The organism is Hymenobacter sp. 102, assembly GCF_049949205.1.
In the GTDB taxonomy this organism is placed as follows: domain Bacteria; phylum Bacteroidota; class Bacteroidia; order Cytophagales; family Hymenobacteraceae; genus Hymenobacter.
Genome location: NZ_CP188172.1, coordinates 774,885 through 796,906 on the forward strand (window position 1 = coordinate 774,885; position 22,022 = coordinate 796,906).

The 22,022-nt window shown below is 59.4% G+C and carries 21 protein-coding genes; 12 read left to right on the forward strand and 9 right to left on the reverse strand.

Annotation, left to right across the window (positions count from 1 at the left end; translation table 11 throughout):
• Window positions 1-8: 8 nt before the first annotated feature.
• Together ACN19L_RS03400 and ispG are read right to left on the reverse strand one after the other, a co-directional pair.
• A complete protein-coding gene (locus tag ACN19L_RS03400) occupies window positions 9-308 on the reverse strand; it encodes a hypothetical protein (RefSeq protein ID WP_426492142.1) in 300 nt (99 codons plus the stop codon).
• Between the two features lie 74 nt (window positions 309-382).
• Window positions 383-2,464 carry a (E)-4-hydroxy-3-methylbut-2-enyl-diphosphate synthase gene (gene ispG, locus ACN19L_RS03405; RefSeq protein WP_426492143.1) on the reverse strand — a complete coding sequence of 694 codons (2,082 nt, stop codon included), beginning with the start codon at window positions 2,462-2,464 and terminating at the stop codon, window positions 383-385.
• Between the two features lie 143 nt (window positions 2,465-2,607).
• Here ispG and ACN19L_RS03410 point away from each other — a divergent pair, with 143 nt between their 5' ends.
• Both ACN19L_RS03410 and ACN19L_RS03415 read left to right on the forward strand, forming a co-directional pair.
• Window positions 2,608-3,096 carry a TlpA disulfide reductase family protein gene (locus tag ACN19L_RS03410; protein WP_426492144.1) on the forward strand — a complete coding sequence of 163 codons (489 nt, stop codon included), beginning with the start codon at window positions 2,608-2,610 and terminating at the stop codon, window positions 3,094-3,096.
• 115 nt (window positions 3,097-3,211) lie between these two features.
• Complete coding sequence (locus ACN19L_RS03415; RefSeq protein WP_426492145.1) at window positions 3,212-3,838, forward strand: thioredoxin family protein; 627 nt, start codon at window positions 3,212-3,214, stop codon at window positions 3,836-3,838.
• 94 nt (window positions 3,839-3,932) lie between these two features.
• Here ACN19L_RS03415 and ACN19L_RS03420 read toward each other — a convergent pair whose 3' ends face one another.
• Window positions 3,933-4,589, reverse strand: a complete 657-nt coding sequence (locus ACN19L_RS03420; RefSeq protein ID WP_426492146.1) for an NAD(P)H-binding protein — start codon at window positions 4,587-4,589, stop codon at window positions 3,933-3,935.
• 314 nt (window positions 4,590-4,903) lie between these two features.
• Window positions 4,904-5,878, reverse strand: coding sequence for an NAD(P)H-quinone oxidoreductase (locus ACN19L_RS03425; RefSeq protein WP_426492147.1), 975 nt, complete (start codon window positions 5,876-5,878; stop codon window positions 4,904-4,906).
• Between the two features lie 134 nt (window positions 5,879-6,012).
• Here ACN19L_RS03425 and ACN19L_RS03430 point away from each other — a divergent pair, with 134 nt between their 5' ends.
• The 7 genes from ACN19L_RS03430 (at window position 6,013) to ACN19L_RS03460 (ending at window position 12,969) form a co-directional block, all read left to right on the forward strand.
• Complete coding sequence (locus tag ACN19L_RS03430) at window positions 6,013-6,513, forward strand: hypothetical protein (protein ID WP_426492148.1); 501 nt, start codon at window positions 6,013-6,015, stop codon at window positions 6,511-6,513.
• 120 nt (window positions 6,514-6,633) lie between these two features.
• Window positions 6,634-6,996 (forward strand): hypothetical protein, encoded by a 363-nt coding sequence (locus ACN19L_RS03435; protein ID WP_426492149.1) that lies wholly within the window; start codon window positions 6,634-6,636, stop codon window positions 6,994-6,996.
• Window positions 6,997-7,130: 134 nt separating this feature from the next.
• On the forward strand, window positions 7,131-7,694 hold the full coding sequence (locus ACN19L_RS03440; RefSeq protein ID WP_426492150.1) for a hypothetical protein: 564 nt from the start codon (window positions 7,131-7,133) through the stop codon (window positions 7,692-7,694).
• 240 nt (window positions 7,695-7,934) lie between these two features.
• Entirely contained in the window at window positions 7,935-10,790 is a 2,856-nt protein-coding gene (locus tag ACN19L_RS03445) for a PAS domain-containing sensor histidine kinase (protein WP_426492151.1), read from the forward strand.
• A gap of 15 nt (window positions 10,791-10,805) precedes the next feature.
• Window positions 10,806-11,216 carry a response regulator gene (locus tag ACN19L_RS03450; protein ID WP_426492152.1) on the forward strand — a complete coding sequence of 137 codons (411 nt, stop codon included), beginning with the start codon at window positions 10,806-10,808 and terminating at the stop codon, window positions 11,214-11,216.
• A gap of 71 nt (window positions 11,217-11,287) precedes the next feature.
• Complete coding sequence (locus ACN19L_RS03455) at window positions 11,288-11,707, forward strand: STAS/SEC14 domain-containing protein (RefSeq protein WP_426492153.1); 420 nt, start codon at window positions 11,288-11,290, stop codon at window positions 11,705-11,707.
• A 512-nt stretch (window positions 11,708-12,219) separates the two neighbouring features.
• Window positions 12,220-12,969: a porin family protein gene (locus ACN19L_RS03460; RefSeq protein WP_426492154.1), complete on the forward strand. Its 750-nt coding sequence runs from the start codon at window positions 12,220-12,222 to the stop codon at window positions 12,967-12,969.
• A 126-nt stretch (window positions 12,970-13,095) separates the two neighbouring features.
• Here the strand turns inward: ACN19L_RS03460 and ACN19L_RS03465 are convergent, their stop codons facing one another.
• Entirely contained in the window at window positions 13,096-13,407 is a 312-nt protein-coding gene (locus ACN19L_RS03465; protein WP_426492155.1) for a hypothetical protein, read from the reverse strand.
• Between the two features lie 415 nt (window positions 13,408-13,822).
• Here ACN19L_RS03465 and ACN19L_RS03470 point away from each other — a divergent pair, with 415 nt between their 5' ends.
• Window positions 13,823-14,017 carry a hypothetical protein gene (locus ACN19L_RS03470; RefSeq protein WP_426492156.1) on the forward strand — a complete coding sequence of 65 codons (195 nt, stop codon included), beginning with the start codon at window positions 13,823-13,825 and terminating at the stop codon, window positions 14,015-14,017.
• A 134-nt stretch (window positions 14,018-14,151) separates the two neighbouring features.
• Here the strand turns inward: ACN19L_RS03470 and ACN19L_RS03475 are convergent, their stop codons facing one another.
• Window positions 14,152-16,341: a glutamine synthetase III gene (locus ACN19L_RS03475; protein ID WP_426492157.1), complete on the reverse strand. Its 2,190-nt coding sequence runs from the start codon at window positions 16,339-16,341 to the stop codon at window positions 14,152-14,154.
• Window positions 16,342-16,618: 277 nt separating this feature from the next.
• On the opposite strand from ACN19L_RS03475, the gene ACN19L_RS03480 reads away from it, so the two are divergent.
• Window positions 16,619-18,475: an LTA synthase family protein gene (locus ACN19L_RS03480; protein WP_426492158.1), complete on the forward strand. Its 1,857-nt coding sequence runs from the start codon at window positions 16,619-16,621 to the stop codon at window positions 18,473-18,475.
• 5 nt (window positions 18,476-18,480) lie between these two features.
• Here the strand turns inward: ACN19L_RS03480 and ACN19L_RS03485 are convergent, their stop codons facing one another.
• Window positions 18,481-19,137 (reverse strand): DcrB-related protein, encoded by a 657-nt coding sequence (locus ACN19L_RS03485; protein ID WP_226269067.1) that lies wholly within the window; start codon window positions 19,135-19,137, stop codon window positions 18,481-18,483.
• A gap of 126 nt (window positions 19,138-19,263) precedes the next feature.
• On the opposite strand from ACN19L_RS03485, the gene mtaB reads away from it, so the two are divergent.
• Complete coding sequence (mtaB, locus tag ACN19L_RS03490; RefSeq protein WP_426492159.1) at window positions 19,264-20,610, forward strand: tRNA (N(6)-L-threonylcarbamoyladenosine(37)-C(2))-methylthiotransferase MtaB; 1,347 nt, start codon at window positions 19,264-19,266, stop codon at window positions 20,608-20,610.
• 68 nt (window positions 20,611-20,678) lie between these two features.
• On the opposite strand, the gene ACN19L_RS03495 is transcribed toward mtaB, so the two are convergent.
• Complete coding sequence (locus tag ACN19L_RS03495; protein WP_426492160.1) at window positions 20,679-21,332, reverse strand: hypothetical protein; 654 nt, start codon at window positions 21,330-21,332, stop codon at window positions 20,679-20,681.
• Window positions 21,333-21,676: 344 nt separating this feature from the next.
• On the reverse strand, window positions 21,677-21,997 hold the full coding sequence (locus tag ACN19L_RS03500) for a hypothetical protein (protein WP_426492161.1): 321 nt from the start codon (window positions 21,995-21,997) through the stop codon (window positions 21,677-21,679).
• Window positions 21,998-22,022: the final 25 nt, after the last annotated feature.

Sequence of the window (22,022 nt, forward strand, 5' to 3'; positions counted from 1 at the left end):
TTTCTGCTTTAATCACCCTCCGCCAGCAAACCACAATGTGCCTGCGCTGCCTGTTGAAGAAGTACCATAAACGCAGCCCGCGTGCCTGGGCTCACGGCCGCTGCAGGCAACTGACGCAGCTGTTGTTGTTTGCGGATAACCAACTCGTTGCCCCAGCGAAATTTACCGTAGTAATCAAGCCACGATTCAATAATTGCGGCGGCTTGCAGTTCGACAAACGCCTCGTATTCAATACCACCAATACGTTCCAGCGTTAAGCCTTTGCTCGAAAGGTTCTGGCTGTCGGAAACCAAGTAGAAATCCAGCATAGATACGCTCAGTTACAAAAAACGGGATTGAACCCTGCAGCCCAATCCCGTTTCCGTCAATCTTACTTTCTCTTCTACCCCGCCACCGGCTCTTCCAGCAGCACAGGCTCAATCCAGCGGCCGTCTTCGCGCATGAGCTCGATAAGTTCGTCCACGGCGCGTTCTTCGGGAACGGATTTCTTGATGACTTCCTGGCCGCGGTAGAGGGCAATTTTGCCTTTGCCCACGCCCACGTAGCCGTAGTCGGCGTCGGCCATTTCGCCGGGGCCGTTCACGATGCAACCCATGATGCCGATTTTCACGCCCTTCAGGTGGTCGGTGCGCTTGCGAATCATGGCGGTGGTTTCCTGCAAGTCAAACAGGGTACGGCCGCAGCTGGGGCAGCTGATGTACTCGGTTTTGCTCATGCGGGTGCGGGCCGCCTGCAGAATGCCGAAGCTGAGTTGGTTGAGTTGGTCCAGCGTGGTCAGCCACTCCTCCTTGCTACGCTCGGGCAGCAGCTCGGTGCTCAGCACCACCCCGTCGCCGAGGCCGTCGAGCAAGAGGCCGCCCACGTCGGTGGCGGCGTAGAGCTGGGTTTGCTCGGGGCTCAGGGCCGGATACTGGCGGTTGATGACGACAGGATTGGTAACGCCGTTCGTCAGCAGCTCAAAAAACGCCCGCCGGATTTCGGGCATGGCGTGGGCGTTGTCGGTATAGAGGATGATAACAGCCGTGGCATCCTCTCGCAGCTGGGCCAGCGTGGCGGGCGTGAGCGAAGCCAGGTTCTGGAACACGAAATTCAACTCCGGGTGGCGGGGGCCGGCCGTGGCGTACTCCGTTTGGGTGAGCACCGGAAAGTGGTCGGGGCGCTGGCCGGCATCCAGCCAGGCGGTGTAGTCCACGGCTTCCTTGAGGCCGTTGGGCAGCATAAACGGAATGGGGCGCTGGCCCGAGTACACGTAATCGGCCCCCAGATCATTCATCTGAAACTTGTCCAGGAACGCTGAATATAAATGCCCTACGGCGCGCAGATCGGCGTATTCCAGGCTGGGCAGCCGCGAGAGGTCGGCCATTACGCGCGGCACGTTCTGCCCGCCCAGGTTCAGCACTTCCCGCGTACTGCGGCGGTGATACTGAAAGGGGTCAATGGGTAATGAGTAATTAGTAATTAGTAATGAAGAATTGGCGGGCGCAGCGGCTGCGGGCGTGGCAGCAGCAGCCTCGTTTTCACTTACTAATTGCTCATTACCAATTACTAATTCCTTAATTGGCTTGGCCTCAGCGGCGCGGTGGGTATACCGGTCGATGAGGGCGCGGGCTACGGGGGCTTCGGCTTCGGGAGCTTCAGTGAGGCTCACGCGCACGGTGTCGCCGAGGCCGTCTTCGAGCAGCGTACCGATACCCACGGCCGACTTAATGCGGCCGTCTTCTGCTTCCCCGGCTTCTGTTACGCCCAGGTGCAGCGGGTAGGGCTGCAGGCCTTCTTCGTCGAGCTTCTGCACCAGCAGGCGGTAGGCCTGTACCATCACCTGGGTGTTGCTGGCTTTCATGCTCAGCACCACGTCGTAGTAGTTTTCCTCCTCGCAGAGGCGCAGAAACTCCAGCGCCGACTCCACCATGCCCAGCGGCGTATCGCCGTAGCGGCTCAGAATCCGGTCGGACAAAGAGCCGTGGTTGGTGCCGATGCGCATGGCCGTGCCGTACTGCTTGCAGATCTGCACCAGCGGACGGAACCGCTCCCGGATGCGTTCCACCTCGGCCTGGTAGCTGGCGTCGGTGTACTCAATCACGTCGAACTTCTTTTTGTCGGCGTAGTTGCCGGGGTTCACGCGCACCTTCTCCACGATGCGGGCGGCCAGCTCGGCGGCGTTGGGCGTGAAGTGAATATCGGCAATGAGGGGCACGTTGCAGCCTCGCTTCCGCAGCTCCTTTTTGATTTCGAGCAGGTTTTGGGCCTCCTTCACGCTGGGAGCCGTGATGCGCACATACTCGCAGCCGGCTTCCACCATGCGCAGCGTCTGCTCCACCGAGCCCAGCGTGTCCATGGTGTCCACGGTGGTCATGCTCTGCACCCGGATGGGGTTGAGCCCGCCCACGGGCACGTCGCCGATTTTTACTTCCCGGGAGAGGCGGCGCTTGTATTCGGTGAGGCTGGGGCAATACGTTTTGTTCATAACCCGGTTTAAAGGCGTTTTTCTGGAGGATAACAAAGGTACGCAAGGTTTGTGCTCTACGAAGTAGTGGCCGGTATGGTCCGGCTTCGCAACTTCGGGCGGCGTTCCACTGTCTTATGCTGCATACCCCCTTTTCTGCTAACATGAAGTACCCCACATTCATTGCCCTGCTGGCGGGCCTGCTGCTGACCACCGCCGCTCAAGCCCAACAGGTACAGGTACTTAAAATACCCGAGCTGCAGAAGCGCCTCGCCCGCCCCACCGATACTACCTACGTGGTGAACTTCTGGGCTACCTGGTGCGGCCCCTGCGTGAAGGAACTGCCCCACTTCGACAAGCTGACCACCACCTATAAAAACCAGAAAGTAAAAGTGCTGCTGGTGAGCATGGACTACGCCTCCCAGCTGGATAAAAAGGTGAAGCCCTTCGTGGCGAAAAACGCGCTAAAATCGGAGGTGGTGCTGCTCAACGAAACTGACCCCAACCTCTACCTGGCCAAAATTGACCCCAAGTGGACCGGTTCGCTGCCCTTCACGCTACTGCTCAACAACGCCCGCCACAAGCGGCAGACGTTTGAGCAGGAATTCACCGCTGAGGAGCTGCAGAAGCAGCTACAGGCGTTTCTGCAATAGTCGGCTGTCATTCCGAGCAACGCGAGGAAGCTGAGTTTACTACCTGAATAGCTTAACCCAGATTCCTCGCGTTGCTCGGAATGACAAATTCACTCACCTTATTCCTCTTTAACTCATGAAAAAGCTCCTTTCCTTACTGGCGGCCTGCCTGGTGCTGGCCCTCAGCAGTTTCATCATGCTCGGTTCCGCAGCCGAAACCAGTTATAAAGTAGGCGATAAGGCCGCCGACTTCAGGCTTAAAAACGTGGACGGCAAGCTGATGTCTTTGGCCGATAACAAGGCGGCCAAGGGCTACATCGTGGTATTCACCTGCAACACCTGCCCGTACGCCAAGGCCTATGAGCAGCGCATCATTGACCTGCACACCAAGTACGCACCCCAGGGCTACCCGGTAGTGGCCATCAACCCCAACGACGCGGCCACCGTGCCCGGCGACTCCTTTGCCGAGATGCAGAAGCGGGCCAAGGCGAAAAAGTATGCCTTCCCCTACCTGCAGGACGAAACCCAGCAGGTAGCCCGGCAGTTTGGGGCCACCCGTACGCCCCACCTCTACGTGCTCACGCGCCAAGGCAACAGCTTTGTGGTGAGCTACATTGGAGCCATCGACGACAACTCGGAAGATGCCAAACTGGTGAAGACGAAGTACCTGGAAAATGCCATGACGGAGCTGGTAGCGGGTAAGCCCGCCACCGTGAGCACCACCCAGGCTATTGGCTGCACCATCAAGTGGAAGAAGTCGTAGTGCTACGTACTTGACTACCCATAAAAAAGCCGTTTCCTGCCTCAGGAAACGGCTTTTTGGTTAGATATGCTTCGGGCTAAGGAAAGGGCAGCGGTTATTTTTCGCCGGCCCGGGTGAATACGCCTTCCAGCGTGTCAGTTTGTACGCCGGGGGTTTCGTCGAGGGCGGCCTGAATCATGGCGCGGGCTACGGTGCGGCCGTGAATGGGCCGGTACTGGTGCAGCACGGGCAATGCGCCGGCTACCGTGGCCAGCAGGATGCCTACTTTTTCACCCAGTCGTACCTCCTGCCGGTTACCGGCCAGAATGCCGGGCTGCAACAACCGTATCCGCTGGAACGGCAGCCGCTTCACGTCGCGCTCCAGCTCGCCCTTCATGCGGCTGTAAAACACCAGCGCGTCGGCATCGGCCCCGGCAGAGGAGACAAGCACATACGTGGGCACTCCGTTTTCGGCGGCGGCTTTGGCTGCCTGGTATTGATAGGTAAAATCAACGCGGTACTGGTTTTGCTGACTGCCCGCCTGCCGCAGGGTGGTGCCCAGGGACGAAAACAGCACATCACCGGTTAGGAGGTGGCTCCAGTCGCGGGGCTGGTCGAAATCTACAATGTGCTCTTCCAGCTTGGAGTTCTGATAGCCGGTAGGCCGACGGGTAAACACTTTCAGGTGCGTGAATCGGTCATCGAGCAGCAGTTGACCAAGCAGATAGTTACCTACCAGTCCGGTAGCGCCCACTAGAAGTGCGGTGTACATAGCAAAGAGGAAAAGAGGAAAGGAATGGAGGCCCGGGTCGTAGCCAGCCGCTACGCGCCCGGCTGGAATACCTACGGCCCCTTAACCGGTGAAGACGAATTTCGTTGGCAGGTATTGCACAGCCGCCCCTCAAACCCACTGGCTGCCACCAGTTTCTGCTTTGCCTTTATCCTGGCCGGCGCTGCCTGAATGGCTCATTCGCTTCCGAAAACACCATGCAGCGGAGGTGTAAGAAATGAGAAGGAATAGTCTGCCAGGCTTGCTGAAATAGGCTGGGCATGATGTCTTCGTGAAATGTTACTTGCCCACTGATCCTAGCCCACCGTCAGCACCACCTTGCCAATATGGGTGCTGCTTTCCAGCAGCTCGTGTGCTTCCCGGGCCTGGGCCAGCGGCAAAGTGGCATGCACCACGGGCCGCACGGTGCCAGCGGCCACCAAGGGCCACACGTGCTCCTCCACGGCCCGGGCCAGGGCGGCCTTAAACTCCGCCGAGCGAGGCCGGAGCGTGCTGCCCGTAATGGTCAGGCGGCGGCTCATTACCTCCAGGGCATTGAACTCCGCCGGGCCACCCTGCATGGCATTGATGAACACCAGCCGGCCGTCGTCGCGCAGCAGCCGCAGATTTTTGGGCGTGTAGGGTCCCCCAATCATATCCAGTATCACATCCACCCCGCCGCTGGCCTGCAGCACCGCTTCAAAATCTTCGGTTCGGTAGTTGATGGCTGGGTCGGCCCCCAGAGCCTGCACGGCGGCGGCTTTCCCGGCGGAGCCCACGGTGGCGGCCACCGGGCTGCCCAGGGCCCGGGCCAGCTGCACAGCCAGCACACCGATGCCGCTGCTGCCGCCGTGCACCAGCAGCCGCTCCCCGGGCTGCAGCTGCCCCCGCTGAAACACGTTGTGCCACACAGTAAAAGCCGTTTCGGGCAGGCTGGCGGCCTCTACTGGCGTCAGACCCGCCGGAATGGGCAGGCAGTGGCCGGCGTCTACGGTTACGTACTCGGCGTAGCCGCCTTGGCTGAGCAAGGCGCACACAGCGTCGCCGGGGCGCCAGCGGGTAACGCCGGGGCCGCTTCCTACTACCGTGCCGGCCACTTCCAAACCCGGAATCAGGCCGGTTACGTCGCCGCTGCCCCGGTATTTGCCTTGGCGCAGCAGCACATCGGGGCGGTTCACGCCGGCGGCGGCTACCTGAATCAGTACCTCATGGGCGGCCGGCCTGGGAGCGGGCTGCGGACGCAGGTTGAGTACTTCGGGTCCGCCGGGCCGGCGTATTTCAATGGCATTCATACACATGAGGTAAATTCGGGTACACCACCACAACAAGCGGCTTATCTGTACGTAAACCGTACTCAACGGTAGAGCCGGCGTGCCGCAAGCGGGTACATTCCGACGCAGTACCACTTACAGCGGCTTTTTTTTGGATGAAACCCTTGCCCCGTCTGCCTCATTTTCTTCGTGCCGCCGGCCAACTTACGGGCCTGGCGGCCTGGCAAACCGGCCGCCTGTTCCGGCTGGCGGCCCGCACTGCCTTGGAGGCCGTGCAGGAGGTACTCCGGGCCGAGGTAGAGAAGGGAAATATGCGGCTGGTGCGCGAGTTTCTGATGGGAAAAGCTCTACCCGCCGCCCGGGCCCTGCTGCTGGAGCGCATGACGGCCCGTCTGCTGGTACGCCTGGGCCTGCGTGGGGCGCTGGCCAGCAATGTAGTGGGTTGGGTGCTGCCCGTGGTGCTGGAGCAGGTGCTGAAAGCCGCGCACAGGGCGGGCTTAGTAGATAAGATCCGCGGCAACGCCACCGTACAGGATACGCTGCTTCGCCTGGAGGAGCTGAAGCATGCCGCCTGGAAACGCCTGGTACCCGACCACGGCAGCGGGGCGGAAGTGCTGCCCGACGACGCGGAAATTCCCCCGCAGCTTTCAGCATAAACGGGACAGAAAACCTTATCCCAAGCCAAAAAATTCCCGGTTTTTTCTTTACTTTTTTTTATTGTTTGTGCAGGCCCACCACACAATCCAACCTTTAAAAGGTCCCCGTACATGGGCCCAATGAAACAATTTCCTGAGCATACTGCCGACGAAAAAACATCTTTCCCTCCGGCCCGGATGGCCCTGCGGGACTTATACCGCTCGGCCCGGCACCTGTCTTCTACTGACCCGTACGCCCCGGCCCGGCTGGCCCGCATTGCCGACCAGGCTGAGTATTTTCTGCAAGCGTGGCCCGCCTCAGCCTGGCCCCAGGCCCTGCACTCCGGCCAGGCCCTGCCCGCCCGCCAGACCTTACTGATTTGGGTGCAATCAGCCAAGCGCGAAATCAACCAATTGGGCACCACTCCTGCCGTTACTTGGTCGTACCCAGCCTGGCACCGCATTTTTACGCTGCTGCTGGCCGCCCTGGTACATTTTGCCTGAAACACGGGGTTACCGCCGGTACCGCGCCCGGCCGCCGGCCCGGGCGCGGTTTTTTGTGGCCGTGGCCCTAACGGGTAAAGCCGGTCTGCCGTTATGCTGGGATAAGGTCCACCGGCCCCTATTTTGCCCACTCTATGCATGCTTTCCGCCCCGATGCCCGCCTACTAGCCCAGCAGCGCCGGGCCGCCGAATACGCCATCCTGGTCCGGCGCGCCCACAGTGCCCGGTGGGTGAACCGGGCAGCGGTGATATTCTGTCTGCTACTGAGCCTTGATTGGGCATTGCCCATGCAGCAGCTGATGGATGAGCCGGTGCTGGAGCGGCGGCCGGTACCCGTAGCCGCCTACCTTTCCAATCCGCAGATGGCCTACCGCATCCGCACGCCCCATACCCGGTTTACGCTGCACCCCAGCCAGTTGCACCGCCTTGAAGGAGCTACCCACGTAACAGTATGGCGCACGCCCCTACTCCGGGTGGTGCAACTGGTAAAGGCCCCCCGCGTGGCGGCGGGCCGCGAGCCATTTACGCCGTACAAAAGTGGTATCTATAAACCGCTGACGGCCATCTTCCCCCTGACGTTACTCTTGGTGGCGGGTGGGGGGCTGCTGCTGCCCCTCGGGCCCGAGGCTCGCCTGAATACGGCTATTGTCAGCGGCCTGCTGTGGCTGGTTACGCTGGTCATGCTGGCCCTGTTCTGATGGTGGTCCTCGTCGCTACCCGCCGGGTAGCGTGCCGTTACAGATCAACGGCCCGTTGGGAGTAGCCGTACTGTGCTTGGCCATACCCGCGCCCTGGATGCTTTGTTATTCGTCTGACACTCCTGCCATACTGAAAGTACTTATCTTCGTCGCCACCAGCTCTGCTTTCTTATGCTTTCTGCCTTTCCAGATGATGGTGCTTTTTTTGAAAGTTTCTTCACTATCGCTCAGGCTGGGGGCATGCTTGGTCGCCCTGTACGCACTGCTGCCGGGGCCTTGGTTGATGTTGCCATAGAGCGGCTCAACCCGGCGGCCCAACACCTGCTGCAACGGTCGGCCTACCCCAACTGTACGTTTCTGGACCTTTTCGGGGCCGATACGCCGCCAGACGTGCTCCACCCCTTCCTGACTTCCCTGGACCCGTCCGCCCCCGAAAGCCGGGAGCTGGTCGTACTATTCGCCGGAACCGGCCGCCAGCGGCGACTCCGGCTGGCCGCCCAGCCCATAGGCGAGCAGCTGCTATTCAGCTTTCAGGAGTTACCCGCTGCCGGCCCGCCGGAGCTGCCGCTGGCGGAGCAGCACCTGCTGGTGCAGGCTTTGCTGGCCCAGGCTCCGGTGGCCGTTTGCCTGTTTCAAGGAGACAACCTGCGTATTGCCGCCGTTAATGAGCTGATGGCCACACTCTGGGGCTCCTCTGTCGAGGAAGTGCTCCACAAGCCCTTACTGGAGGCCGTACCGCAGCCGCAGCATTTGGGCTTCGGTACTTTGCTGCGCCAGGTACTGACCACTAAAGCCCCCGTATCGGAAACTGAAGTACCCGTTACTCTGCCCCGCAACGGCGAGTTGCACACGGCTTACTACAACTTCGTGTATCAGCCCTTGTTTGATGCGCAGAACCGGGTAATGGGAGTAATTGACGTAGCAACCGACGTGACGGGTCAGGTACGGGCCCGGCAGCAGATTGAGCGACTCAACCAGGAGCTGGAAACGCGCGTGCAGCAGCGCACCCAGCAGTTGGAGCAGCAGCAGCAGCGGCTCCAGCAGATGCTGGGCCAAGCTCCGGCTGCCGTGGCCACACTGAGCGGCCCTGAGCACCGCTACACCTTTGCCAACGCGTTCTACCACAGCCTGGTTGGCAAACAAACCATTGTTGGACGCACCGTTTCTGAGGTGCTGCCCGAACTGGTGGAGCAGGGCTTTCTGGAACGGCTGCACCGGGTACGCGCTACCGGGCAGCCGTTCGTGGGCCGGGAAACAGCCCTGCGGCTCTATCACGAAACCACCGGCGAGTGGCAGCAGCGGTATTTGAACTTTGTGTACCAGCCTTTGCGGGTAAGTCCCGATCAGGACCTGGACATCATGGTTTTTGCGGTGGATGTAACCGAGCAGGTGCAGATGCGCCAGCAACTGGAACAGCTGAACCTGCAACTGGAGGCCCGGGTGCTGGAAGGCAACCACCAGGCCCAGCAGGCCCAGCGGGAGGCTGAGCGGCAGCGTGGGGAGCTGTGGCGGGTATTTGAGCAGGCTCCACTGGCTATTGCCGTGTACCGGGGGCCCCACTACATCATTGAGCTGGCCAACCCTACCGTAGCCCGGCTGTGGGGCCGTACTCAGGAGCAGCTTATTGGCAAGGGCCTGTTTGAGGCCCTACCGGAGGTGGCCGGTATGGGCTACGAAGAGTTGCTCGACAACGTGATGGCCACCGGCGTGCCCCACGTGGCCCACGCCATGGAGGCCCAGCACGACCGGAACGGCCGCCGCGAAACTGTGTACTGGGATTTTGTATATGTGCCCATGTACGAGGCCGACGGCAGCATCTATGGTGCTATGGTGGTTGCAACTGAAGTGACCGAGCAAGTGCAGGCCCGGCAGCAGATTGAGCGGCTCAACCAGGAGCTGGAAACCCGCGTGCAGCAGCGTACCCGCCAGCTGGAGCAGCAGCAGCAACTGCTCCGCCAGATTCTGCGGCAAGTACCGGCGGCCATTGCCACCCTGGGTGGCCCCGAGCACCGCTTCACCTTTTTTAATGAGCCGTACCAGTTGATAGCATCCGGCCGCACGGTGCTGGGGCATACGGTGCTTGAGGTATTCCCGGAAGTAGCGGAGCAGGGCTTCGTTACTTTGCTTGACCACGTGTACGCCACGGGCCAGCCCCACGCGGGCCAGGATGTGCTGATTACGCTCTATAACGCTGAGAGCGAACTATTCGAGCCGCGGTACATTGATTTCGTGTACCAGCCCTTGTTCAACGAAAATGGCCAGACCCGGGGCATTCTGGCTTTTATTCTGGATGTAACCGACAAAGTGGGGGCCCGCCAGCAGGTGCAGCGGCTGAACCAGGAACTGGCCGCCACCAACGAAACCCTGCAGGCTACCAACCAGGAGCTGCACGCCACCAATACCCGGCTCACCCGCACCAACGCCGACCTGGACACCTTCGTGTATACCGCTTCCCACGACCTGAAGGCCCCCATTGCCAATATTGAAGGGCTGTTGGATGCGTTGCGCGAATATCTGCCTCCCACTGAGGCCGAGCCCATGATACCCCGCCTGCTGGCTATGATGCAGGGCGCTGTTACGCGCTTTAGGCAAACCGTGGGACACCTCACCGATGTTTCGCGCCTGCAGTATGGACAAACCCAGCCGGCCGAAGCCATTGTGTTGGCTACCATAATTGAGGATGTGCGCCAGGACCTGGCCCCGCTGCTGGAGTCCACCGGAGGCCGCCTGGAACTGGCGCTCCGGGAGTGTCCCACCGTTTACTTCCCCACCAAGGACCTGCGCAGTATTCTGTACAACCTGCTCAGCAACGCTCTCAAATACCACAGCCCCGAGCGCCCTCCCCTGGTGCAGGTGCGTGCGTCCTGCACCGATACTCACGTGCATATTGCCGTGACGGATAATGGCCTGGGGCTGAATGAGCAGCAGCAGAGTAAACTATTCATGCTGTTCCGCCGCCTGCACAACCACGTTGATGGCTCGGGCGTGGGCTTGTTCATGATCAAGCGCATTATCGAAAATGCAGGCGGCACCATCACCGTGCAAAGCCAGCCCGAGGTAGGCTCCACGTTTCTCGTTACCCTGCCCCGCTCCTGATTATTCCGTTTACGCATGGAAAAACTACCCCACATCCTGCTGGTTGACGACGACGAAACCACCAACTTCCTTAATGAGCACCTGCTTAAACGACTCAACGTGACCGATCAGGTGCAGGTCGCCCACGACGGCCGGGCCGCGTTGGAGCTGCTTACCCGGCTTCCGCCTTACTCCCCGGCCCTGCTGCTGCTGGATGTGAGTATGCCCGGTATGGATGGCATTGAGTTTCTGGAGGCCTACATGGCCTTGCCCCAGGCTCAGCAGGAGGCCACGGTCATTATCATGCTCACCACTTCCATGGACGCGGCCGATTTGGTTCGCATCAACGAGTTGCCCATTGCCGGCCTCGTTAGCAAACCCCTCAACCGGGAAAAGGTGAATACGCTGCTTCAGCTCCATTTTCAGCGGCACCTGCCCCAGGAGTAGCCCCATAGCCGCAATACTTCTGTTTTCCGTCACTGCCAACCGGCCCCTACTTCCCCCACTCGTTTTGCATTATGCCTATAGAACTCGTCAACGGCTTTGGTAAGGTGTACCTAACCATTGAGTATGACCCCGCCAACCACTGGGTGTACAACAACTGGATGGGCTACCAGACCTACACCGGCATTATTGCCGGAGCCGATGCCTGCCTGCCCACACTCGAGGAAAACGCCTGCGCCTACCTGCTCAACGACAACCGTCAGGTCATCGGCCCCTGGGACCACGCCGTGGAATGGATTGTCACCAACTGGGCCCCGCGGGCCATCAAGAGCGGCCTCACCCACTTCGCCCACATCGTCAGCCCCGAGTCGCTGGCTGCCCAGTCGGCCACATCCATGCTGCTCGGCTTCGAAGGCCAGCTGCAAATGCACATGTTCGACAACCTGCCTGAGGCCCAGAATTGGCTACTGGTGGCCCAGCAAGCGCGTGGGTAAATGTGCCCCTACCTTTCAGCTGGGCCGGCCAGCGGCCGTAGGCTACCAGCCTTTGCTTCAAAAATGTAAACGTGTTAGTTAAAATTATTCCCATGACAGCTTCTTCCCAAGCAGCTGAAAAGCACTCTGAACAGTGTTCAGGGCCAGAATGTGAAGTGTCGCGTCTATGTGCCTGCGTGCGTCGTCCATGAAACCGCGCTAGCACACGGCCGATTATTTGAAACAAGCAATACTTTGTCAAGACTATATTCAGGTACTACCGTGAGCCGTACTCAATGAGCCATTGTTTTACCGGGAGCCTACCCCATCTCTGGCCGGCTCATTTAGGTGTACCTTTTCGAGCCACCTTGAGCACAATGCTCAGTTGCCCACATTAGCAATGTGCCGTAGCTTTGAACCGGCGAAACGCTCCGGTGGTGTATTTTCGGCAATGAGCAATTAATAAGCGTGTTCCTATACCTATACCCGCCTGGCTTTCGCCACCCCGATATATCCTTTTCCTATTACCCCGCATGAACAAAACCCTTTCTCCTATTCTTCTCGCTGGTGCGCTAGTGCTGGCCGCGACAAGTGCTCACGCTCAGTCCTCCTTCCGGATCGGTCCCAAAGTAGGCATCAACCAATCGTTTGGCCGTTTCGAGTATCCCGGTAACACGTATCTGAAGGTGACCAATTCTTCCCGTAGCGGAGCAGAGGCCGGCCTAGTAGCGCAGGTCGGGCTGGGTACCCACTGGTCCGTACAGCCGGCGGTGCTGTACTCGCAGAAAGGTTTTTCCTTCGACGAAGATGCCTACGACGCGCCTTACGACTACACTTATCATGGCGAGTACGAGTTCCGCTTCAATTATCTGGCTGTACCCCTTAACGTAATGTTCAGTTCGCAGGAGGGCAGTCAAGGTCTGCAGGTGTTTGCTGGCCCCTACGTGGGTTTCCTGCTGGGGGGCAAGTATAAGTCTGCGCAAAGCGGCCGGTATGGGAACGGCGCGACCCGCGGCGGCTCCGATGAGGGAGATGTGGAGGGTGGTGACACGTATAAGAACGGTCCCGAAGATCCATACGTGTCCAAGGAGCTTGACCTGGGCCTGCAGGGAGGCCTGGGCTATGGCTTTAACAATGGCCTGCAAATGCAGCTCGGCTACAGCCAGGGGCTGCGTAACCTCGGGGCCGAGTACGAGCCCGGTCGCACTAACGCCAAACCGCCAACTTACCGCAGCCATGCTTTCCAGTTCTCGGTCGCTTATTTGTTCGGCTCCCAGAAGTAAAGAAGCGTTAGCAGCTGTTCGGTAAACGCGTAGCTTCTACTCACCAATGACTGTCCAGAAAAAGGCATCAAAAACGCCCCCGAAAACTCTGTTTTTCGGGGGCGTTTTTACTGGTCGTCTATCTATTCATGAACCGTCCGTTTTGTCGGCCAAGCGCGAGTTTAACCGGCGGAGCACTTCCAGCAGCTGCAACTGCACTTGCGCCTTCGGTGCGGGCCCAGGGACAGTGGATGGTACAGTTACGTCGTCGCTGGTGGCTCCGCCCTTGGTGTAACCGCGCAAGCGCTTGGTTTCCAGGAACTGTTCAATCTGCACCACCTGCGGGTCGGCCCGCATCCACGCGGGAATCATGTACTCATTCTCGTGCACTACGCCGGCCACCGGATACCCATCCTGGTCCAGGAGCCTGCCGCTCGGCGCGACGGTCATACGGTTCATATCAAGCAGATTCAGACCATTCGAAGCCAGCGTGCACTCACCTGCCCGAAAGCCCATAATTTTAGCGGTAGCCGCTGCCGCCCCAGCCGTGGCCAGGGCATGTGCGCCAAAGGTATAGGTTACGCCCAACGGCACGGTAACTGGCGGAGCCATGGCCGAAATCTTTGCTCCAGCCTCCGCATTGGCAGCCCACTGCTTCGGTAAGCTTATGCCTATTTCCGCAATGGCAATGGCTTTCTGAGCCGCCTGTGCCGCTTTACACAGCACGTTCTTCTTGCCCAGCACACTTACTTGCCCTACGTGCCTAAGCTCGACGACAACCTACCACCTGGCCCGCCTGGCCGGTATTACCCGCACTCCGGTGACCAGCCGCGTGGGCTGCAAAACCTTCGTCACCCTCAAGATCCACTAGGGCATGTCGCGCACGGAGGTGATGCTGGCCACAGGCCACCCGACCGAGAAGAGCTTCATCCGCTACCTGGGCACCTACGAACACGAGTTGGTAGCAAGCTTCCGGCGCGTCGCCAAACTAGCGGCCAAAACTGGTGGCGGCAAAACGCCTAACGCCGCATACCGCTGCTTAACGCCGAAAATGAAAACGCCCTGCTGATACTCAGCAGGGCGTTTTTGCCATGCACCAAAATGCAGGCACAAAAAAAGCCGTCCCCACCCGGAAACGGCTTTTCTGAAATCGTGGCGCGGAGAAAATTCCCACCCAACTCCGGCCCGATTCTGACCTCGGACTTAGTGCCGGAACAACAGTTCGCGGTACTTTACCAAGGGCCAGTCCTCATCGGCCACCATCAGCTCCAGCTTATCCACGGAGCGGCGGATGGTGTCGAAATGTGATTTCACGGTGTCGCAGTAGGCCACGGCCCGCTCGCGCGTATCGTCTAGTTTGTTGGCCACTTTGCGGGCGTTGATCATCTCATCCACCTGGGTTTTGATGGTGGTGATGTGGCGCGAAATGGCTTTGATGGTATCCAGCGTTACCTGCGTGTTCTCATCGTCGAGGCCCAGCTCGCGCAGGCCGCGCACGTTGGTGATGAGCTTAGTCTGGTAGGCCACGGCCGTGGGGATGATGTGGTTCACCGCCAGGTCGCCCATTACGCGGCTCTCAATCTGGATTTTCTTGATGTAATCCTCCAGCAGAATCTCGTGGCGGGCGTGCAGCTCCACGTGCGAGAAAATGTTGTGCCGTTCAAACAACGCGGCGGCCTCGGCCTCCACAATGGCATCCAGGGCCTGGGGCGTGGTAGGCACGTTGGAGAGGCCACGGGCGGCGGCTTCCTCCTTCCACTCGTCGGAGTAGCCGTTGCCTTCGAAGCGGATGCTCTTGGAGCTGATAACGTACTCGCGGAGCACGTCCACAATGGCTACTTCCTTCTTCTTACCCTGCTCGATGAGCTTGTCCACCGACTTTTTGAAGTCGATAAGCTGTTCGGCCACAATGGCGTTGAGCGTGGTCATGGCCGACGAGGAGTTAGCCGAGGAGCCTACCGCGCGGAACTCGAACTTGTTGCCGGTGAAGGCGAAGGGCGAGGTGCGGTTCCGGTCGGTGTTGTCGAGCAGGATAGCCGGAATCTTGTCGATGCCGAGCTTCAGGTAGATGTTGTCACCTTTGTCGAGGGGCACTTTGGCGGTGCGCTCCAGCTCATCCAGCACGGAGTCCAGCATGGAACCCACGAATACCGACATGATGGCCGGCGGGGCTTCGTTGGCACCCAGGCGGTGGTCGTTAGAGGCCGAGGCAATGCTGGAACGCAGCAAATCGGCGTAGCGGTGCACCGCTTTGATGGTGGTGATGAAGAACGCCAGGAACTGCAGGTTCTCCTTCGGGCGACGACCCGGGGCCAGCAGGTTCACGCCGGTATCGGTGCTCATGGCCCAGTTGTTATGCTTGCCCGAGCCGTTTACGCCGGCAAACGGCTTCTCGTGCAGCAGCACTTTGAAGTTGTGCTTGTCGGCCACGCGCTCCATGATGTCCATGAGCAGCTGGTTGTGGTCGACGGCCAGGTTGGCGTCCTCGAAGGTGGGGGCGCACTCGAACTGGTGCGGGGCTACCTCGTTGTGGCGGGTGCGCAGCGGAATGCCCAGCTTGTTGGCTTCTTCCTCGAAGTCCAGCATGTAGGCGTGCACCCGGGCCGGAATGGAGCCGAAATAGTGGTCTTCGAGCTGCTGACCTTTGGCCGGGGCATGGCCGAACAGCGTGCGGCCGGTCATTACCAGGTCGGGGCGGGCGTTGTACAGGGCGCGGTCAACCAGGAAATACTCCTGCTCGATACCGAGCGTGGTGTGCACGCGCTGCACGTCCTTATCAAAATACTGACACACATCCACGGCGGCCTTTTCCAGCGTGGCCAGCGACTTCAGCAGCGGGGCTTTGTAGTCGAGGGCTTCGCCGGTGTAGGCTACGAAGATGGTGGGGATGCACAGGGTTTTGGCCCCGGCGGTTTCCAGAATGAAAGCGGGCGAAGTGGGGTCCCAGGCGGTGTAGCCGCGGGCCTCGAAGGTATTGCGGATGCCGCCGTTGGGGAACGACGAGGCATCGGGCTCCTGCTGCACCAGCGCCGAGCCTTTGAAATTCTCAATCGGCCGGCCGTCGGAGTTCAGGTCGAAGAACGAGTCGTGCTTCTCGGCGGTGGCACCGGTGAGGGGCTGGAACCAGTGGGTATAGTGGGTGGCACCCTTGGCCATGGCCCAGGTTTTCATGGCCGAAGCCACGGCATCGGCCACGCTGCGCTCTACCGGCGAGCCTTGCTTGATGGCCGCTTGCAGCTTCTTGAAGTATTCGCCGGGCATGGTGGCCCGCATGGCGTCGAGATTGAATACGTTCTTGCCGAACGTATCGGAGCGACGCTCACCCGTAACGGTGACGGCCAGCGGCTGGCGCTGGTCAACTAATTCGAGAGCTTTAAAGCGAAGAATTGCCATGCTAGAGGTAGGCGTGAGAGATAAATCGGGGTTATGATGCCAAAGGTACAGGCAAACCACACTATTTCACAACAACACCCCCATTTTTTAGCCTGTATTTTCGATAAACATACACATTTTCACCACTACCCCCGTCAATTATTGGGTTACACAGTCAAAATACAACCTATGAGTAATCTAATAGCCTGTAATATCTACGCTTTTCTCACCAACCCGCTCAACTGACGCCGCCCAGCACGGGCTTCTCCGCTAGCAACCCGTAGCCTACCTTTGGGGGGTGAAAAACCGCTTCGCGTTTCAGCCCCGCTATTTCGTTTTCTGGCTGGCGTATTTCGTAACGGCCAAGGCCGCTTTTCTGCTATATCACGCCGCCCGCACGGCTACACTGAGCCCGGAAACGGTTGCCCGGGTTTTCGGCTACGGGCTGCGGCTGGATGCTTCGGCCACGGCGTACCTGTGCCTCGTGCCGTTTCTGCTGTTTGCGGTGGGCAGTTTGTTGGGGCCGAAGTTTCCGCTGGAGCGGCTGCTGCGGTTTTTCACGGCGGTGGCCGGGGTAGTGGTGGCCACGCTTACGGTGGCTGATCTGGAGCTGTACCGCGCCTGGGGCTTCCGGCTGGATGCTACGCCGCTGCAATACCTGAGCACTCCGCAGGAAGCCGCCGCCTCGGCCGGAACTGCGCCGGTGCTGCTACTGCTGGGCGCGTTTGCCGGGCTGCTGCTGCTGGGCTGGGGTTTCTATCAGAAGCTAGTGGGCCGTTTGCCGGCCCTGCCCGCCGGTTTTGGCCGGGGCCGGGCGGCGCTGGCGGGGATGCTGTACCTGCTGCTGCTGGTGGTGCCCCTGCGCGGCGGGCTGCAGCAGATTCCGGTAAACCAGAGCGACGTGTACTTTTCCAGCGTGCCCTTCGCCAACCACGCCGCCGTGAATGTACCCTGGAACGTGGTTAACTCCCTGTTTCTGCAGAACGCCGGCCCGAACCCCTACCAGTTCATGGCCGATTCAACGGCGCAGCGGTTGGTACAACCGCTCTACGCCCCTGCTCCGGATACTACTACCCTGCTGCGCACCCGGCGGCCCAACGTGCTGTTCATCATCCTGGAAAGCTTCACGGGCAAGCTGGTGGGCCACCTGGGCGGCGAGCGGGGCGTTACACCCACCCTCGATAGCCTGGCCCGCACCGATGTAGCCTTCCGGAACATCTACGCGGCCGGCGACCGGAGCCAGAAGGGCCTGGTGGCGCTGCTCTCGGGCTACCCTAACCAGCCGGCTACCTCTATTATAAAGTATCCGCGCAAGACGGAACGCCTGCCCCACCTGGCCCAGGTGCTGCGCGGCCAGGGCTACAGCACGGCGTATTACCACGGTGGCGAACTGGCCTTTGCCAACATGAAAAGCTACCTGGTAACGGCCGGTTACGAGCAGTTCACGGAACGCGCCGACTTCGCCCGCCAGGACCAGAACTCCAAGTGGGGTGCCCACGACCACGTGCTGCTGCGACGGATGCTGCGGGAGCTGCCCCGGCAACGGCCGCCGTTCTTTGTCACGGCCTTCACCCTCAGCTCCCACGAGCCCTTCGATGTGCCCATGCGCACCCGCTTTGCTGGTACGGATGAGGCCAGCCGCTTCCGCAACTCCGTGTATTACACCGACCACGTGCTCGGCCAATTCCTGGCCCAGGCCCGCCGGCAGCCGTGGTGGCCGAATACACTAGTAGTGCTGGTAGCCGACCACGGCCACCCCCAGCCCGGTGACACGCCCAACCATGCCCCCGCCAAGTTCCGGGTGCCACTGCTGCTCACCGGCGGCGCTCTGCGTCCGGAAGTGGCGGGCCGCAGCATCAGCACCTACGGCAGCCAGACCGACGTAGCCGCCACCCTGCTGCACCAGTTGCAGCTGCCCGCCACCGGCTTCAACTGGAGCCGCGACCTGCTGGCCCCCACTCCAGCCGGCTGGCCCGGCGGCGTGGCCTTCTACTGCTTCACCGATGGCTTCGGCGTAGCCTCGCCAGCAGGAACCGTGACCTATGACAACGTGGCCCGGCAGGTGATTGAGCGGGACGCCGGCGTATCGGATGCGCAGCTCCGGTTTGGGCAGGCGTATGAGCAGTTGTCGTTTGCCGATTTTCTGCGGAAGTGAGTATGCTATTCGGGGCGTATAGAGGTAATAATAGTGTGAAGCAGACGCTGATGGTTTGCATCCGTTGCCTTTGGCTCATTAATGGTTGTAAAACCAAATTGTGCCATACACCCAGATGATTGGACTAAGACAGCTGTTGAGCGCAGACGCAAATTCTGGGTAGTAAATTCATAATCAAGGACAACCATCGGAAGTTGATGAATAATGGTGTCCCGACGGCTGTGTAACGTATAACGCTCAAACTTCTCTCGGAAAGCCTCTTCCATAAGTGTCCCCGTCTCAGTTAACGACACCTCAGGAGTCGGTGTAGTTAACCGAATAACAACATTCTCACAAAACGAGGCTGCCGTATCGCAAGGGGGCTGAAATGCATATAAACCAGCTACACCCTGCCCCGCTTTCGTGGCAGATACGTCCAGTGGCTTCCATGTCGTAGGCAACTCTATTGTAAATGCCCCAACACGGTGACGCGAAAAAGGGACTCTTACATTTAACGGTTCTGAGTTATTTGACGTGCAACTCAACAGGCTGAAAATAATTCCAGTTAACAACATAAAATGCGAAGAATGGGTAGGACGCAAAGCAGTAAAATGTTTATCCGACTTCAAATTTAAGAATAGCTCTGTTTTTCCTGTGTGTAACGAAAGTTGAACAGTACTCACCTTTCAAATCCAAGTAGTACATGATATAGGCTTCTGATATAGGCTTCCGTATTCGGTAAGGCCGCCAAGCCATCTGCCTCGCTGCCGGAAACCTGCAACTTCTGCCGTATCTTTGCCGCCTTGTTTATGGAAATGGAAACCAGAAAAGTTGCCTTTTACACGCTGGGCTGCAAGCTCAATTTCTCCGAAACGTCGGCTATCGGCCGACAGTTTGAGGAGCACGGCTTCGTGAAAGCCGCTTTCGAGGATGCCGCCGACATCTACGTTATCAACACCTGCTCCGTCACGGACCACGCCGACCGCAAGTGCCGGAAGGTGGTGAAGGAGGCCCTGAAGCATAATCCCGAAGCCCTGGTGGCCATTGTGGGCTGCTACGCCCAGCTCAAGCCCCAGGAAATTGCCGAAATTCCGGGGGTACACGCGGTGCTGGGCGCGGCCGAGAAATTCCAGCTGGTTGAAACGCTGGCCGGCTTCCAGAAGCCCGAGAAGGGCCAGCCCGGCCAGGTGTTTGCCTCACCGATTTCCGAAGCCACCGAGTTTCACGCGGCCCACAGCTACGGCGACCGGACGCGCACCTTCCTGAAAGTGCAGGACGGCTGCGACTACAGCTGCTCCTTCTGCACCATTCCACTGGCCCGGGGCAAGAGCCGCTCCGGCTCGGTGCAAAGCGTGGTGGAACGGGTAGAGAAGCTGGCCGAGACTGGCGTGAAGGAAATTGTGCTGACGGGCGTTAACCTTGGCGACTTTGGCCTGCAGGGCCCCGAGCGGGAGCGGAAGGAAACTTTCTTCGACCTAGTGCGGGTCCTGGACGAGGTGGCAGGCATCGAGCGGTTCCGCATCAGCAGCTGTGAGCCAAACTTGCTTTCCGACGAGATTATCCGCTTCGTGGCCCAGTCGAAGCGGTTTATGCCCCACTTCCACATTCCGCTGCAGTCGGGCTCCAACAAGATTCTGGGCCTGATGCGCCGGCGCTACCGCCGCGAGTTGTACCAGGAGCGCGTGGCCCTCATTAAAGAGGTAATGCCCCACGCCTGCATCGGGGTGGATGTGATTGTGGGCTTCCCCGGCGAAACCGAGGCCGATTTCCTGGAAACCTACCAGTTTCTGAATGAGCTGCCGGTTAGCTACCTGCACGTATTCCCATACTCGGAGCGCGATAACACGCTGGCCCCCACGCTGCCCGGCCGCGTGCAGGACCGCCACCGCCACGAGCGCACCACCCAGCTACGCAGCCTCTCGGAGAAGAAGAAGCGTTACTTCTACGAGCAGCACCTGGGCGAGGAAGCTACCGTATTGTTCGAAGATGACGTGACCAACGGCCAGATGGAGGGCTTCACGCCCAACTACATCCGCGTAACGGCCAAATACGACCCGTTGCTGGTAGGCGAGCTGAAACGCCTGCGCCTGACCCAGGTAAATCCACAGACGCTGATGGAAGCCGAGGAAGTTGGCATTGAAGTATTTCAGCACTAAATAAATTACACAAATGAAAAAGGCCTGAGATGTAAACGTCTCAGGCCTTTTTCATTTGTGTAAAAACATTATTTTGCGAGTTGGCGTTGCATAAGGTCCATCATTTGCTGCATCAGTCGTTGCTGCTCCTGCATGTGCTGGTTACGCATTTCGGCCAGGGCCAGCTGGTGCGCCATCTGCTGCGTGTACAAGGCCGTTTGCCAGGCTCCCGCATCAGCTGCGGGGGTAGCAGCAGGGGCCACGGGAACAGGTGCAGTAGTCGGCTCAACGATTGAAGACTGAACAGTTGGCAGCGGTGCAGCTGGCGTGGGCTCGGATGCGGGTGCTGATGATGTAGCCGTGACAACTGACTGCGACGACGGGGCAGTAACCACGGAGGCTTGCGGGATGGGCTCGGCCGGTATCGTTCCGGCGGCCATTAGCGGGGCGGGAGTCACCGGCGTAGCTGATGCAGAAACGTCAGGCCTATTAGCAGCGGCTGAAGCAGGCTCAGCCGTTCCCCACATTGGGCCATCACCCTGCATCAACCAATCTTTAGAAACATTTGGATATACTTCAAATATCTTACATAAAAGGTCAAAACCGGGCTTATTTCGCTCTTCAACCAAATGTTGAATAACAGTTGCGGTTTTGTCCAGGGAAATGGCAAAGGCGTTTTTGCTCAGTCCTAACTGCTGAATCAGTTGCGCAATGCGCTGCCCTACTGTTGATGATTCGGCCATATATCCAAATGGTTATTTACGCAAATGTATGTATAAATGACCAAAATACTAGTTTCCTTATTCTGCCGCGCTAGTCTGGCTACGCATAGCGTTTCAAAACGACGTAGTACCTATTACGCAATGAGGCGGGCTATTGCATAGGCTACCTATAGGGAGCTACGAAACGTCTCGGGCCTTACCACACGCACCGCTGACGGATACGGGCAAAAAAAATGGGAGTGCCTCTACCCCAATGACGTTTCCAAGCCGGCCCCACGCTGCCGCCACCATTCTTCCAAAGCCAACGTCAATGCATCCCCGGATTCAGGCGGCGGTGCCTGCCGGCCAAACCACAGGTATAGCTCCTATTGCAGCAGGCGCAGCCGTTGCTCGGGAGTGGCGGCTTTGGGCAGTTGGTAGAGCAGGGTGCGGGCTAGCTCCGGATACAGGGGCGAAGCTTCGGCATCGGCTCCCAGGCCCGCTGGGTCGTGCTGGATCAGCACTTGAACCAGCGAATCGAGGTGAGGACCAACCTCCTGCCGGGCTGTATTCAGATTGGGGATGCGGGCTTGCAGGAGCTGCCGGCGCTGATGCGCCAGTAGCTCTTGCCGGAGCTGGTTTTCATCGGCCCGATTGCGCGGCCGCCGGGAAATCAGGCGGAGCAGAAGGCCAACTCCGGGGAACACATTAGCGCTGGTTTAGTGATGAGCC